Annotated in this window: 11 protein-coding genes; 8 read left to right on the top strand and 3 right to left on the bottom strand. The window is 61.2% G+C overall.

Annotation, left to right across the window (positions count from 1 at the left end; all coding sequences use genetic code 11):
* Positions 1-20 precede the first annotated feature (20 nt).
* Complete coding sequence (locus tag ACFQ6H_RS03375) at positions 21-1301, top strand: PucR family transcriptional regulator (RefSeq protein ID WP_378644023.1); 1281 nt, start codon at positions 21-23, stop codon at positions 1299-1301.
* Positions 1302-1403: 102 nt separating this feature from the next.
* On the opposite strand, the gene ACFQ6H_RS03380 is transcribed toward ACFQ6H_RS03375, so the two are convergent.
* The gene (locus ACFQ6H_RS03380) at positions 1404-2705 is read right to left on the bottom strand and encodes a DUF222 domain-containing protein (RefSeq protein WP_378643877.1); all 1302 of its coding nucleotides are present in this window, start codon (positions 2703-2705) and stop codon (positions 1404-1406) included.
* Between the two features lie 295 nt (positions 2706-3000).
* Here ACFQ6H_RS03380 and ACFQ6H_RS03385 point away from each other — a divergent pair, with 295 nt between their 5' ends.
* The 7 genes from ACFQ6H_RS03385 (at position 3001) to ACFQ6H_RS03415 (ending at position 13092) form a co-directional block, all read left to right on the top strand.
* Positions 3001-4302, top strand: coding sequence for an SWIM zinc finger family protein (locus ACFQ6H_RS03385; RefSeq protein WP_378643880.1), 1302 nt, complete (start codon positions 3001-3003; stop codon positions 4300-4302).
* Positions 4299-5783, top strand: coding sequence for a DUF5691 domain-containing protein (locus ACFQ6H_RS03390; protein WP_378643883.1), 1485 nt, complete (start codon positions 4299-4301; stop codon positions 5781-5783). The genes ACFQ6H_RS03385 and ACFQ6H_RS03390 overlap by 4 nt, the downstream gene beginning before the upstream one ends.
* 59 nt (positions 5784-5842) lie before the next feature.
* Positions 5843-6913 carry an AAA family ATPase gene (locus ACFQ6H_RS03395; protein WP_378644025.1) on the top strand — a complete coding sequence of 357 codons (1071 nt, stop codon included), beginning with the start codon at positions 5843-5845 and terminating at the stop codon, positions 6911-6913.
* The gene (locus tag ACFQ6H_RS03400; protein ID WP_378643886.1) at positions 6892-9096 is read left to right on the top strand and encodes a DUF5682 family protein; all 2205 of its coding nucleotides are present in this window, start codon (positions 6892-6894) and stop codon (positions 9094-9096) included. The genes ACFQ6H_RS03395 and ACFQ6H_RS03400 overlap by 22 nt, the downstream gene beginning before the upstream one ends.
* Positions 9093-10256 (top strand): VWA domain-containing protein, encoded by a 1164-nt coding sequence (locus tag ACFQ6H_RS03405; RefSeq protein WP_378643889.1) that lies wholly within the window; start codon positions 9093-9095, stop codon positions 10254-10256. Before ACFQ6H_RS03400 ends, ACFQ6H_RS03405 begins: the two co-directional genes overlap by 4 nt.
* A gap of 105 nt (positions 10257-10361) precedes the next feature.
* Positions 10362-10583: a hypothetical protein gene (locus tag ACFQ6H_RS03410; RefSeq protein WP_378643891.1), complete on the top strand. Its 222-nt coding sequence runs from the start codon at positions 10362-10364 to the stop codon at positions 10581-10583.
* A gap of 181 nt (positions 10584-10764) precedes the next feature.
* Positions 10765-13092 (top strand): putative bifunctional diguanylate cyclase/phosphodiesterase, encoded by a 2328-nt coding sequence (locus ACFQ6H_RS03415; RefSeq protein ID WP_378541862.1) that lies wholly within the window; start codon positions 10765-10767, stop codon positions 13090-13092.
* Position 13093: 1 nt separating this feature from the next.
* Here the strand turns inward: ACFQ6H_RS03415 and ACFQ6H_RS03420 are convergent, their stop codons facing one another.
* Positions 13094-14218 (bottom strand): GGDEF domain-containing protein, encoded by a 1125-nt coding sequence (locus ACFQ6H_RS03420; RefSeq protein WP_378628053.1) that lies wholly within the window; start codon positions 14216-14218, stop codon positions 13094-13096.
* Positions 14219-14339: 121 nt separating this feature from the next.
* Positions 14340-15779, bottom strand: a complete 1440-nt coding sequence (locus tag ACFQ6H_RS03425; RefSeq protein ID WP_378628056.1) for an amino acid permease — start codon at positions 15777-15779, stop codon at positions 14340-14342.
* Positions 15780-15883 lie beyond the last annotated feature (104 nt).

Below are 15883 nucleotides of genomic sequence, written 5' to 3' on the forward strand. Positions count from 1 at the left end.
AGGAGCGAGGCGCCGGTGCGATGCGGCGCCTCGCCCGGGTGCCTGCAGCCGCGGAGCCGGAAGTGCTTGCCGTGGTTGCCGAATTGGCCCGGCGACTCGACGCGCGCAGCGCCGATATCGCGCGTGAGATGGCTTTCATGATGGCTCACGAAATCGACCAGTTGGACGCCGATGCCAATTTGCTCGAAATGCTCGAAGCGAGCGTGCAGGGAAATATCACGACGATCATCCACGTCTTGGCCAACGACATTCCGATCGATCATCTCCAACCCACCACTGCCGCGGTGGAATACGCTCTGCGGCTGGCACAGCGGGACGTTCCGTCCAACTCTCTCGTTCGCGCCTACCACATGGGCCAAGGCGATCTGATGCGGATCTGTCACGACGAGATCAGCACACTGGACATTCCGGCACGACTCACTTTGGCTGTCCTGAAACACACTTCGGATGTGGTCTACAGCTACATCGACTGGATCACGCTCTACGTCTTCGACGCGTACGAGCGGGAACGCAGTCGATGGATGGCAGCGCAGGGAAACCTCCATTCGGCCGCGATCCACGCGCTCTTGTCCGGCACCAACGCAGATACCGCTGCATTCGAAGCGGAGACCGGATACCGCCTCGGTCAGAACCACGTCGCCCTGGTGGTCTGGTCGACGTGGGATGCGGACGTCATGGGCATCAACACCCTGGACCGACTCGTACGCGATCTCGGCGCGGCGGCGGGAGCGGACAAGCCGCCGATCATCACCGCCATCGATCGACGCACCGTGTGGGCGTGGCTGCCCTTCGGTCGCCGGGTGCCTGCGGCGGAACGGGAAGTTCTCGCGGCGGCAGTGCCGTTGGACGGCGGAGCGAGGGTGGCAATCGGACTGCCAGGGTCAGGGGTCGAAGGATTCAAGCGGTCCCACGAACAGGCCACGGCAGCCTATTCCGTTGCTGCCGTCCCGGATACACCGCAACGCCCCGTGGTGAGTTTCGGGGACCGAGGCATCGCCGTGGTATCACTCCTGTCGGAGAACATCGATTCTACGAAGTCATGGGTCTGGGAGGTACTTGGTCCGTTGGCGGACGATACACCTTCTGCCGCATCCTTGCGGACGACGCTGAGCGTGTATTTCGCCCACGGGGAAAGTCATCTGCACACGGCCAATTACATGAACTTGCACCGTAATACGGTGAAATATCGCATCAACAAGGCTCTCGGCGATCCGGTCGCCGCGGGCCGAGACAAGTTGGATCTCGCTCTGGCCCTGCAGGTTTGTGAGTTGTTGGGTAGATCGGTCTTGCGCCCCGCATGAACGCCGTGAGTATTGGATGCGGCACGGCCTGTGGGCTCCGTATCGGGTGCTGATGTCCGATGCGGAGCCTGGCCGTGTTCTGTTGTGCCTGAGAAGCTGTTCTCAGGTTTTGAAGGTGGTGTTCGCCGGCCTGGGGTGCTGTCCGGGGTCGATGGAGGGTGGCGGGATGAACCAGGGTTTGTTGTCGATGCCGATTCTGATGTCCCATTTTCCGACGAACCCCTTTTTGCGGTGCATCAGTCGGTGGTGCGAACGGCAGAGTAGGACCAGGTTGTTCATCACTGTCGGGCCGCCGTTGGCCCAGTGCTTAATGTGGTGTGCGTCGGTCCAGGCCGGTACGCATGTGCAGCCGGGGAACGCGCAGCCCTTGTCGCGGGCGATCAGGGCGACGCGTTGTTCGGCGTTGACCAACCGTTTTCCGGGTCTCGCATCGAGCGGCGCGCCGTGAGCGTCCAGTAGGACGGTGGACAGGAAACAATCGCACCCCAACAACCTCGTCTGAGACACCGACAGCGGTCCCAGCCATGGCATGTGCCCGACATCAAGATCCGACGGGGACTCTTCACCATCTGAAGGCGCGGCGGCGCAGTCCCGATGCTCGGCGAGATCGCGCGCGTTGATGTGCACGTTCACGTGCGGACGCTGACCACCATCGGTTCCGGTCTTGGCGCAGTCGAGGTACCGGCGGATCAGTTCGGTGAACCCGTCCGCGGTCCGCTTCGCCGCCGACCGGGCGTCGGGAGTTCCGTCGGGTGCTGGGGTCGGCATTGTCAGATTCGACAGGGCGGAGAGCAGCATTTCGCCGGTGAGGGCGTCGAAATCACCCCGCACCACCACCCGACCGTTCAATGTCGAGGCGATGCGTAGCTCGTTGCGATCCACGTCTTCGGCAGGTGGAATCTCATCGGATTCGAACAGCCGCTCCAAGGTCGCGATGACGTGCCGCACCTTCGTTGTCGTCGCTTCCACCCCCGACGCAGCCGCCAACAACAAATCGATGCACTTCGGTAGCGCTTCCTCCGGCATCCCCTTCGGCGGGGACTCACAAAACGCCACGATCAAGACTGCGTGATCGAACGAGCAATCCCCATCATCGAAGCCTGCCGCCACCGCTGGAAACGGCCGCAACGCTGCGCCCAGGGCTGCGATCTTCTTCCCGTCACGAACCTGCAGCATGGTGTTGGCCGCCAACCACGCACCGACACCGCGGCTGGCAATCACCTGATCGTCCGGGCGCATCGAGAGTTCGTCCACCACCGCTACCCGCACCGCTTCCAGGCGAAGAATCTCCGCACTCGCCTCGACAGCAGCAGCCCGTAACTCGGCGGCAGTCAACTGCCACAGGCGTCCGCGTAATCCCACCGCAGAACCAGACACCACGTCTGATGATGTGTCGATACTCATTGAATCCCCCGATCCCCAACCTCAATTATACTCGAACATACGTTCGAGTCAATAGTCCGTCGAAGCTCAACTCTCCAGGAGTGTTTCTCGGGTCGCATTCCGAGAATTACAGAGGGACTGCCTATTTGAGGTGTTGCGCGACTGGCATATTCTTCCCGTGCCGGCTAACTGAGGTGGATTGCCATGCTTGGCAAGTGAGAGCACATCGGGGCCAAGAGGTTGATGTAAGTGGGCCGTGTCGCGCATGGGATCGGCCTGACTCTGCGATGTCAGCAGGTTGTCATACTGTGGTCGAGTGACTTCGTCGTGGACAGCTGGGCAGGTGGCATCGGTAGCTCCCGACGCCGCATCGCTGGCTGCTGCGCGCAAGTTGGTTGGATCATGGAGCCACACCGGTAACAAGGGTCTCGCGCTCTGGGGACTGTGCCAGGGAAGCGGCTCGAAGCCGTATCAAGCTGTGGTTGACCTGCGTGGCCCGGCATACAAGTGCTCGTGCCCCAGTCGGAAGTTTCCGTGCAAACATGCCCTGGGGCTGCTGGTGGAATGGTCGGAAGGGCGAGTGCCTTCGGCGGACCAGCCAGCCGACTTCGCCGCCGAGTGGTTGTTGCGCCGTGAGGAGAAGGCCGATGCCAGCGCCGAGACCACCGGCGACGAGGCGCCCAAGAAGACTCCCGACCCGGCAACAGCGCAGAAGCGCGCCGACCGGGTTGCGAGCGGTCTCGTCGAATTGGACCTGTGGATCACCGATCAGATCCGGAGTGGTCTGGCGGCGATGGACACGTCCTGGGCGGGCCTCGACGCAGTCGCCGCTCGAATGGTGGATGCTCAGGCACCCGGTATTGCAGGCACGCTTCGAGCATTGGCGGGAACCGTTGCGTCTAACGAAAACTGGCCCGAGAAAGTCCTCGACGAGTTGGCTCGGTTGCGCCTGCTGGTCGCTGCGCATCAGAAGCTGCCCGAGCTGCCGGAAGATCTTGCCCATTCAGTGAAAGCGCACGTCGGCTATCCCGTCTCCACCGACAGTGTGTTGGAATCGACTCCGGTGCAAGAGAACTGGATGGTTCTCGGTTCCGGGATCACGGAGGAGAAGCGACTGTTCACCCGAACGGTGTTGATGCTCGGCAGGAATTCGAGACGTTGGGCCATGCTGCTCGACTTCTCCCATGGGTCACCGAACTTTTCCACCGAAACGCCGCCAGTCGGGTTTCTGGTGGACGCCGATGTCTATTTCTATCCCGGTGCGTCGGCTTTGCGCGCCCGGTTGGGAGCAACGCATGGCGAACCGGAGCCCTTCACAACCATGCCGTCCGGAAGCATCGACGCTGCGTTGCAGCAGTTTACCGATGCGCTCGCGGCAGATCCATGGTTGCGGTCGTGGCCGGCAGTGATCAGTTCGGTGGTCCCCTCATTCGTCGATGGCGCCTGGTTTCTCGTCGACGAATCGGGCACAGCGATTCGGGCAGAGGGCGATTCGGACCTACTGTGGAAATTGCTGGGCATTTCCGGTGGCTACCCGGTCACGATCTGTGGAACGTGGAATGCGCAGGCTCTTACCCCGATCTCGGTTTTCACGGGAGGACAGGTGATCGTGCTGTGAGCACATTGATCTCGGCTGCGCTTCTCGGGACGGCCAGAACAGCAACAACATTCGAGGACCTTCCGGCCGACGTGCATGCCTACGCGCGCGAACTCGACGGAGATCCTGCCGAATTGCTTCTCGCAGCAGTCGCGCTGGAGCGGGCGTACCGCCGTGGCGGTGCGGGCTCCACCACGGCGACGGTGCCGACGCCTGCTCCAGACGATGCGCGATTTACCCTGCCGGAATCGTCGGCCGCACATCTGCTGTCGATGCTCGCTGCCAAGGCGACCTGGCTCGACGAATGGTTCACCGTCGCGTTGGCGCACAACTACCGTGCGCCTGATCATCTTGTTGCCGAACTGCTTTCCTACGCTCGGACGAGCGAAACTCACCGCGAGAGTATTCTGCAGCTGGTCGGCGAGCGAGGTCGCTGGCTCGCCGCGCAAAACCCCGAGTGGAGCAAGCTCGTCCGAACCAGAGATGCAAACCCGGACGTGTGGCGTCACGGAAGTTCGTCCCAGCGCACGCAGTGGTTGATAGACACTCGCCGAACAGATCCTGCGATGGCGCTGGCCGAACTCCGAAAGTCCTGGGGCGCCGAGCGTGGAGAACAGAAGGCTGCGTTCGTCTCGGCGCTGGCAAACGGATTGAGCGCGGATGATCAACCATTGTTGGAGGAAGCCCTCGACGAGCGTCGCAAGGACGTGCGACGTGCAGCAGTGGAGGTGCTCGGACGACTACCCGCATCGGAGTTCGGGGAGAGAATGGTTGCTCGGGTTCAGAATTGGGTGCGGGTGGAACGGAAACTCCTTCGGTCCACGCTTGTCATCGTGCCGCCTGAGGAAGTCGATGCAGCGGCCAGACGAGACGGTATCGAAGACCGGCCGAACCCACACACCGACTATCGCGCCGAGTACGTCCGTCAAGCGATCAGTTCTGCGCCTTTGTTCTTGTGGAACACCATGATCGGTGGACCCGACAAGGTTTTGGGGATGAGCGTCGACGAAGGTTGGGAGCCGATCCTTCACGACGCTTGGTCCAATGCTGCAGTGGCGCAGAACAATGTGGAATGGGCTTTGGAACTCTTTCGCACACGAGGCGTAGCCACCGATCGTCGACTTCTCCCGTTGGTGCCCTCTGAAGCGCTGGCGGATCTGTTGAGGTCCGGAAACGGCGACGCCAATGTTCTGCATCCAGGCCGGGCAGCGATCTACGACGCTCTGCACGGTCCATGGCCCGAGGACATCACCCGGGCAGTCGTGGCCCAGTGGGAACGAGTTGCGGCCAGACGCGCCGATGGGGGCGCCAAGGCCGGCGAATTCTCACGCTACAAGTACGTGACCTCGCTGCGCCTGGCCGAGACTCGATTTCCCTACAGTGCAGTAACTTTGCTGGACCGGGCGGCGGAGCGTGCTCGTGACCCGGACTGGCGGCAAACCTTCGCCAGAACGGCCAGTGCCATCACCCACCGCAAGACTCTGCTCGAGGAGCTCAAGTGACTGACAGCGTAACCGTGCCTGCCACGGATCCAGCAAAGCTCGCGGAACCGGCAAAGCTGATGCGGCCCCACGCAGAGCAGGAGTACGCGCTCGAACTCGAGGCGCTTGCCGCGCAGGACACCCGCCCGCGTCCGCCGTCGTGGAACTTGTCGCCGTGGGCTGTGGTGACGTATCTGTTGGGTGGCACTCTCGATGACGGAACAGTCGTTTCGCCGAAGTACGTCGGTCCGCGGCGGTTGATGGAAGTGGCCGTCGCAACTCTTGCCACCGATCGGGCTTTACTGCTGTTGGGTGTGCCGGGAACAGCCAAGACCTGGGTCTCCGAACATCTTTCGGCGGCAATCTCGGGCGCGTCGACGCTCCTGGTTCAAGGTACGTCCGGTACTCCCGAGGAAGCTATTCGCTACGGCTGGAATTACGCCCGCCTCCTAGCGGAAGGACCGACGGTAGGTGCGTTGGTGCATTCTCCGGTGATGACCGCGATGGAAACCGGGAAGATCGCTCGCGTCGAAGAGTTGACGCGTATTCCCGCCGACGTGCAGGACGCGCTCATCACCATTCTCTCCGAGAAGACGTTGCCGGTGCCGGAACTGGGCATCGAGGTGCAGGCAGCCAAGGGCTTCAATCTGATCGCAACCGCCAACGATCGTGATCGCGGTGTCAACGATCTGTCGTCGGCATTGCGTCGACGGTTCAATACCGTTGTCCTGCCGTTGCCGGCCAGCGAGGAGGACGAAGTGGCTATCGTGGCGCGACGAGTCGAACAGCTGGGCGCAGCATTGGAATTGCCGACGACCCCCGCAGCGGCCGAGGAAATTCGCCGGGTCGTCACAGTGTTCCGGGAGCTACGATCGGGAACGACCGCCGACGGCCGAACCAAGCTGAAGTCCCCGTCGGGAACCCTCTCGACGGCGGAGGCTATCTCGGTGGTCACCAATGGTTTGGCGCTGTCCGCGCATTTCGGGGACGGCGTATTGCGGGCGTCCGACGTCGCTGCCGGAATCCTGGGTTCGGTGATCAAGGATCCAGTCGCAGACAAGGTGGTGTGGAACGAGTACCTCGAGGCCGTAGTGCGTGAGCGCGGAGAGTGGTCCGACTTCTACCGGGCATGCCGCGAGGTAACCGGGTGACCATCGCCATTCCGGATCTGCGTGTCCGGGTCTTCGGTATCCGTCACCACGGCCCCGGATCGGCCCGTTCGGTTCGGCAAGGCCTGGAAGAGTTTTCACCCGACGTCGTCCTGATCGAAGGGCCTTCGGATGCAGATCCGTTGGTGATGCTGGCGGCATCGGAGTCGATGGAACCGCCGATTGCGTTGCTCGCGTATGCCACTGGTGAACCGTCGAAGGCGGCTTTCTGGCCATTTGCGGTGTTCTCACCCGAATGGCAAGCGCTGCAGTGGGCTGCGAAGAACGGTGTGCAGGCACGGTTCTGCGACCTGCCCGCGTTCAACGTGTTGGCGGATCAGGGGATTCGTACTACACGCGAGGGTGATCCTCTGGCGGAACTGGCCGCGGCCGCTGGTTTCGACGATACTGAACGCTGGTGGGATTCGGTGATCGAATCGAGTTCGGGCGCAGACTCTTTCGATGCGATCACCGAGGCGATGGAGGCACTGCGTGAGACAGTGCCGATCGACGAGGAGACCGCGCATCGCGAAGCGTACATGCGCCAGGTGGTGCGAAAGACGTTGAAAGAAGGAGCCGAGAGGGTTGCCGTCGTCTGCGGCGCCTGGCATGCGCCGGCGTTGGTCGGTGCCTTGGGTCCTGCGGCCCCCGATGCTCGCATTCTCAAAGGAATGTCCAAGATCAAGACCTCGCTGACTTGGGTTCCCTGGACACATTCACGCCTTGCGTCGGCATCTGGTTACGGCGCCGGAATCACTTCGCCGGGTTGGTATCACCATCTGTTCACCGCGAACGACAAGACGATCACCCGGTGGCTCACCAAAGTTGCCCGGGTGCTCAGAGACGAGGACCTCCCGATCTCGAGTGCCCACGTCATCGAGGCTGTCCGGCTGGCAGACACGTTGGCGGCACTGCGTTCTCGCCCCTTGGCGGGGTTGTCGGAAGTTACCGAGGCCACGAGGTCGGTGATGTGCGACGGCAACGATGTTCTCCTGGATCTGATCACACGAAGACTCGTTGTGGGCGAAGCACTGGGCGTGGTACCCGAGGAGACGCCGACAGTCCCACTCGAAGCAGACCTGCGCGCACGTTCGAAGACGTTGCGGCTCAAACAACAAGCAGGGGCAAAGAATCTGGATCTGGACCTGCGACGCGACATCGACGTCGAGCGTTCCCAGTTCCTGCACCGCCTGGGAATTCTCGAGATCGATTGGGGGACTCCGGCCGACAGTGAGGTCCGGTCCACCGGAACTTTCCGAGAAACCTGGGCACTGCAATGGAAACCGGAATTCTCGGTGTCGGTGATCGAGGCGTCGCTGTGGGGTACGACGGTGGCCCAAGCGGCAGCGTCGCGGGTCGTCTCGAAGATTCACGAACCGGAAATCACTCTTGCTTCACTCGTCGAACTGCTGGAGAACTCGCTGCTGGCAAACCTTCCCACAGCACTGTCCGCAGTGCTGCAAAGCGTGAAAACGGTTGCAGCGCTTGATCATGACGTGTCACATCTGATGGCCGCTCTACCCACACTGACCCGAACACTGAGATACGGCGACGTGCGCGGTACCGACGTGTCGGCGTTGATCGACGTCGCCGACAGCTTGCTGATCCGCATCTGTACCGGCCTCGCAGTCGCCGTCACCGGGTTGGACGATCCCAGCGCCGAGGAGTTTCGCGATCACCTCGACAAGGTGCACTCGGCAGTCATGGTCCGTGACGATAGCGATGCGAGCGCCCGGTGGTTGCAGGCGATGGCCGGAGTGATCGATCGTGACGACGTCAACGGACTTCTCGTCGGCCGGATGGTGCGGCTCCTTCGCGACAGCGGTTCCGTCACGGAAACCGCTGCAGCTCAGCGCTTGTCTCGGGCCCTGTCTGTGGGAAGCGCGCCCACCGCCAAGGCAGGGTGGGTCGACGGGTTTCTCGGCGGAGGAGGGCTTGTGCTCATTCACGATCGAGCGTTGCTCACGCTGATCGACACGTGGGTCCGTCACCTTCGTGAGCAGGATTTCATCGACACGCTTCCGTTGCTTCGACGCACGTTCGGATCCTTCGAAGCCGGGGAACGTCGGGCGATCGGTCAGGCGGTCAGGGGTGGTCGACGCGTCGAAACGACAGTGGAGACCGATGCTCGACGCGGCAGAGCGGCAATGGCGGTCGTTGCGGACATCTTGGGGGTGGGCGCATGAGCGACGATGATCAGCGCCTTCGACGCTGGAGATTGATGCTCGGGGAATCCGCCGAAGAGTCGACGGGTGGACTGGGCCAACCGGGCGAGCGTCGAATGGATGCGGCTCTTGCAGCGCTCTACGACTCGTCCGGCCCCAGCAAGGGCCGACGTCGCTCAGCCGGATTGGGGGCGTCGGCGCCGTCCGTCGCCAGATGGCTCGGTGACATCCGGACGTACTTTCCCAGCACGGTGGTGCAGGTGATGCAGAAGGACGCGATAGATCGGCTGGGTTTGGCGCAACTGCTGCTCGAACCGGAACTGCTCGACGCGGTCGAACCGGATGTGCATCTGGTCGGGACGCTTCTGAGCCTCAATCAGGTCATGCCGGAGGCCAGCAAGGCAACTGCTCGGATGGTCGTCGGCAAGGTGGTTCGCGAAGTCGAGGAGCGAATCGCGCAGAAAACGAAGGCCGCGGTGACCGGCGCACTCAATCGCGCGGCCAGAACTTCGAATCCGAAGTTGCGTGACATCGACTGGGATCGAACCATCCGAGCAAATCTGTCGCACTATCTGCCTGAGTATCGAACCGTCGTTCCGGAGCGGCTCGTCGGATACGGCCGAAAGTCGAAATCAGTTCAGCGCGACGTGGTGCTCGCGATCGATCAATCGGGTTCGATGGCGTCCAGTGTCGTCTACGCATCAGTGTTCGGCGCGGTGTTGGCATCGATGCAGGCGCTGAAGACTTCGCTCGTCGTTTTCGACACCGCCGTCGTTGATCTGACAGAGAAACTGTCCGATCCGGTCGACGTCTTGTTCGGGACGCAACTCGGTGGGGGCACGGACATCAACCGCGCGATCGCCTACAGCCAGTCGTTGATTTCGCGTCCCGCCGAGTCGATTTTCGTTCTCATCTCCGACCTCTACGAGGGCGGTATCCGCAACGAGATGTTGCGACGCATGGCCGCCATGAAGACCTCCGGCGTTCAAGTCGTGGTTCTACTGGCGCTCTCGGACGACGGGGCACCGTCGTTCGATCACGACAATGCGGCGGCGCTGGGTGCTCTCGGCATTCCCGCGTTTGCGTGCACGCCGGACAAATTTCCGGAGCTGTTGGCGGTGGCTCTGGAACGAGGGGACGTATCGGCCTGGGCAGATCAGCTCACTCTCGAACAGCACTGACCGGTCTGCTTCGGAGACCTGAGCGCCAGGTACGACAACCTCACGACATCTGCGATTGCCGGCATCGAAGACAACCCATCGGTTCCGACCTCGGTGCAGCAGCAAGTGAGCACTGACCTGGCCTCGGGTTTGCCCTTCTTGACGACAATGCAACTCCGATCAGCTCTCGGTGATGCCGGTGTCGCCGAATCCGCGGCGGACGCGATCGTGGATGTGAACGAAGGCGCCAAGCCTTACGCGTCGCGGTCGGCGGCAAACGCGCGTCGAGCTAAGAATCAGCAATCGTTTACCGACCTGGAAGATCGAACGACCGACCTCTGGATATAGTGATCTGCGCACAATCGATTCGTCAGATGGCTACCGTTGTAGAGAAACAAGCAGCGAGTCTGAAACACTGACGTTTCGCCGGAAAAGGGTTCGGTGGGGAGCCAGGGGAGGTTCGGATGGGCAGGCGAGCGGTTTTGACGCCCGCTGCTGGCGCCTGCGCACATGTCAGGATGCCCCGTCGATGAACCGTCTGAGTAGACCTGGTCGGCAGGATCCCGCTTCGGAGGCCGACTGTAACAGCCTGTTTCGCCGTCAGATCGACGAAGCTGCTGCCGTCGCACCGTTCGCCAATCTTGCGTACATGGCGAGCTTGGTCGTGATTCTGGCGTACACCGTTCCGCCCGGACGTCAGACGCTCAGATGGCTGGGTGGCGCGCTCATCTTTCTTGTCCTCGCGAATTCGATTCGAGTATGGATACCGCTTCGCTGGCGACCGTCGAAGCACACACCGCGCTACGACTACGCGGGTCTGCTCCTCGAAGTGATCGTCATCGCGAGCCTCGACGTCACACTTTTCGCCTTGCTTTTCCACGACATGGACGTCTTCCGTGACTTGGTGCTGATCGCGACGATGGCCGGAATCATGGGCGCCGGAACCGTCACGTTTTCGAGTCTGAGGTCGGTGAGCCTGACTTGGATCTACATTCACGGCCTCGGCGTATTCACCGTTCTCGTCGTCCACGCCGAACCCCACTTTCGCGTACTTGCGATTCAGTTGTGCATCTACATGTTTGCGCTCACGGTGGGTGCGGTGTATCTCTCGGCCTCGTTCCAGCGACGTTGTCTTGCAGAGTTTCAGGCGGAATCCGAGCGTCAAACTGTGGCACTGTTGCTCGACGGTTTCGAGGGCGGTTCCCGCGACTGGCTCTGGGAGTGTGACACCAACGGCCGGTTCTCCCACACCTCGGCCCGGCTCGCCGAGGTCGCCGGTATGACGGTGGACGAGTTGCAACAACTCACCTTCGGGCAGCTCCTCACCAGACTCCAGATCGCATCGAGTCCGGAGGGGCGTGCGGCCGCGGCCGAAATGATCGACAAACTCGAATCGAGTACCTCGTTCCGGGATACCGTCGTTCCAGTGCATGTCGACGGCAAACGACGCTGGTGGTCACTTTCCGGTAATCCCCGGGTCCTCGAGTCCGGGGTGATTCTGGGCTGGCGCGGTGTCGGATCCGACATCACGGAGAGGTATGTCCACGAGCAGGAGATTCTTCGTCTTGCTGCCACCGACTCGCTGACGGGGTTGCCCAACCGTCGTGCCTTTGGTGTGGCGCTCGAGGCGGCCATCAAATCTCGGGTGCCGGAGAAGCAGGTCCTCGTCGGGATTCTCGACCTCGACAACTTCAAATCGGTGAACGACACCCTCGGCCATCCGATCGGGGACCACTTACTTCTCGAAGTCACCAAACGCCTGCGCGACGTCATCGGTTCGGACATGTGCTCGAGGATGGGCGGCGACGAATTCGGGCTCATCGTCTGTACCTCGTCCGGCGACGATCCCGGTGAGATTTTCGATCGGTACCTGGCAGTGCTCCATGAGCCCTTCTTCGTAGAAGGCAATCGAATCGAGGTGCGGGCCACGATTGGTTACTCCAGCGCACCCGAGGATTCCACCGACGCCGACGGACTGGTGATGCTGGCGGATCTGGCTCTGTACGAAGCAAAGTCGACGGGACGGAATCGAGTCGGCAAGTTCTCGCCGTTACTGCGAGCGCGGGCATCGGCACGCGCAACAGCGCTGCACGAGCTGGACAGGGGGATCGAGGAAGGTCAGTTCGATCTCCACTACCAACCTCAGGTCGACACTCAGACCGGTGAAGTGGTCGCGTTCGAGGCTCTTCTTCGGTGGAACCATCCCAGTCGCGGCCTCATTGGGCCCAGCCAGTTCATCTCGGTGGCGGAGGAAACCGGAATGATCATCCCCCTCGGCGCACAGGCAATGGCGATGGCGACCGCGGCCGCTGCGGGGTGGCCGAGCGGAATCGGCGTCTCGGTCAACGTTTCACCAGTGCAGTTGGTGTCGCGAGAGTTCGGCGCGATGGTGAAGAAGGCTCTGACGGATTCGGGTTTGCCTCCGCATCTGCTGCAACTCGAAATCACCGAGACAGGTGTTGTGGACGATCGGGCAATCCGGGATCTCTACAAGCTGCGTGAACTCGGTGTCACCGTCGCACTCGATGATTTCGGCACCGGCTATTCGTCTTTCGCCACGCTTCAGAGACTTCCGATCGACGTTCTCAAGATCGATCGCATGCTGGTCACGGATTCGGACGATCCGAAGATGTCCGTGGTGAAATCCATTGTCGAATTGGCCGCGGCTCTCGGCATGCGGTCGTTGGCCGAGGGCGTCGAGACGATTGAGCAGTTCCGCCGCGTTCAGTGGGTCGGCTGCGACCTGGTCCAGGGCTACCACATCAGCAAGGCTCTGACGGCCGAGCGCGTCGACGTGTATCTGGCGGCAACCGACACCGAATCCGGTCGGAGCGTTCACCCGTTGACGTGGCTGTGAATCAGATCTGAGCCGAGCGGATGGTATTGCCGCCTGCCGCTTTCGCTTGGTACATCATCGAATCCGCGACATTTGTCGCGGCCAGGATCGCGGAAGCACCGCCGCTCCACGCCTTCGATTCGGCGGTCATGATCACCGCTCCGACGCTTACCGTAGTGGCGATCGCATCGGAGCAGTCCGACAGCGCGGCGTTTATCCCCTCGATCGACAGAGTCGTTGATTCGGGATCCCCGGCGATGACGGCCAGATACTCTTCCCCACCGGTCCGAGCAATGACCCCGCGTTCTCCGAGATGCGTACTCAGGCGGTTCGCTGTTCTTCTGATGACATGGTCTCCCTCGGCGTGACCGTGAAGATCATTCACCGTCTTGAATTTGTCGATATCGACGACGATGAAAGCGAGACAAGAAGAATCGTCGCGAGCCCTCTCGAAGAGATCGCTGGCCGCCCCCTCGAGGCCGCGACGGTTGAACAGTCCGGTAAGCGGATCACGATCCGAATATTGGGCATCGCGGTACAGAGTGCGCCAGGTCAGGTGTGCAAAAATTGGAACAAGTGTGACAGCTCCGAAAAGAACGGTGCCGCGGGCGAGAAGCGTCGTGATATCGACTTCGCCTTGTAGGTATGCAAGAACGAATACTGTAGTCGTGACAGTCGTCGACCAGAGGACATGAGCGACAAGCCATCTTGCGCTGACAAAAAGCGTCGCAAAGGTTCCGGTGACCGCAAAGACGATGCAACCGAACGTCCCGGACGAGCGTTCCGGCACCAGAAGTACCGCGGCCGCGATCCCGAGATCTGCGAATATCCCGAATGCGAGCAGGCCGCGGCGACCTGGAAACGGTTGAGTGAACCAGCACGCCGCGATCGCCACACATGTGCAGATCATGAAAACCGACAGTGCTTTGCCGGGTGTGGTCGGCGGTGTATCCGGTCCGATCAATTTGTAGAAAGCGGAAAGCCCGAAGATGATCGTCATCATTCCGAGCAAGGTTCGGAAGATCGGAATGATTGCTCGGCCGGATCTCTGGTGTTTTATCCACTCGTAGTCGTGTGGTTCGTTGAACCATTCGTGAAGTGTTTGCCAAGAACTGTGCCCTTCGGAGGCGATGACAGGGCTCGGCATGCTGTCCATTTTGCCTTGAATTTGGACAAAGAAAAAATCTTGTGTTCGAGCGGTTTCGCCGGTCCGATTTTTTCGGGGAAGTGGTTTAATTATCGAGTTGAGCGCTTACTCGATGCTTGTTTCAAGCCTTCTTCGAACTGCTGTGTGCGTTGTTCGAGTCGGTCGCGAACGATACGACTTTTCGCGTACGAGACTTTCTCACGACGTAAGCGACGAGGATAACTCCCAGAGCGACCAGGCTTTGGACGAATTCCGCGCGCGTGGGTTCGTTGAGACCCATTCCCACCAGGATCACGAGAATCAGACCAGTGACCACTATCGGCAGGCCGGGATACAGCCAGACGCGGAATTTCAGAATCTCGGGGCTTTCGCGTTCCCATCGGCGTCGGAGGCGTAGTTCGGATACACAGATCAGGATGTAGACGAACAAGCAGATTGCGCCGGACGAATTCACGAGGAACAAGAAAATCGTGTCCGGCCAGATGTAGCCGGCCGCGATACAGAAGTACCCGGCCACGGTGCAGGCGAGTACGCCCTTCACCGGCACGCCGCGGCTGTTGGTCCGTGTCATCCAGGCCGGCGCGTCGTTGTAGACGGATAGCGCGAAGAGCATCCGTGACGCCGTGTACAGGCCGGAGTTGAGGCAGGACAGCACCGCGACCAGAACCACGAGATTGAGAATGTCGGCGGCGCCGGGAATTCCGAGCAGATCGAGTGCGGAGATGAACGGAGAATCGCCGACGACGAACGAATCCCACGGCAGCATCGTCACGAGGAGGAAGGTGGCGACAACGAAGAAGGCGAGAATGCGGAAGACGACGGTATTCGTGGCTCGCCTGATCGCTCCGGCCGGTTCGGCGGATTCCGCTGCGGCGATCGTGACCAGCTCGGCTCCGGTCATGGAGAAGATCACGGCGACAACGCCCACCAGTACGGGGGTGAAGCCGTTCGGCAGAAATCCTCCGTGGCCGGTCAGATTGCTGAAATCGACTTCACTGCCGGGCCAGATGCCGAAGACGAACAGACTGCCGAGCACGATGAAGCCGATGATGACGGCGACCTTGATACCCGCAAACCAGTATTCAGCCTCGCCGAAGTTGCTGACGGAGAGAAGATTGACCCCGGTCATCACCAACAGGAGTACCGCTGACATGAGCCAGAGCGGGACACCATGGATCCACCGGGAGAGCAAGGTTGCTCCGACGACGGATTCGATGCCGACGACGATCACCCAGAAATACCAGTAGAGCCAGCCTGTGGTGAAACCCGCCCAGTCGCCCAACGCCATGCGTGCGTACTCGGTGAACGATCCCGTACACGGCTTGGCCACGGCCATTTCACCGAGCATGCGCATCACCAGGAACACGATGATGCCGCAGATCGCGCACGTGATGACTGCGCCGGGGCCGGCCTGGTTGATGATTCCGCTCAGCCCGACGAAGAAACCGGCGCCGATGACGCCGCCCATGGAAAGCATGGTCAGGTGGCGCTTCTTCAAGCCTGTTTTGAGTGTCGAATGAACGGTGGCGGCTTCGGCTGTTTCGGTGCTGCTGTCGGGCATCTGGGCTCAGCTCCTATTGCATGACGCGATCAGTTCTTTCGGAGAGACGCTAAGCTCATCGTGTGATCCAGAACATGGACTTGATGTACAAATCTGAACTGGAA

The organism is Rhodococcus sp. NPDC056506 (assembly GCF_042794945.1).
In the GTDB taxonomy this organism is placed as follows: domain Bacteria; phylum Actinomycetota; class Actinomycetes; order Mycobacteriales; family Mycobacteriaceae; genus Rhodococcus_F.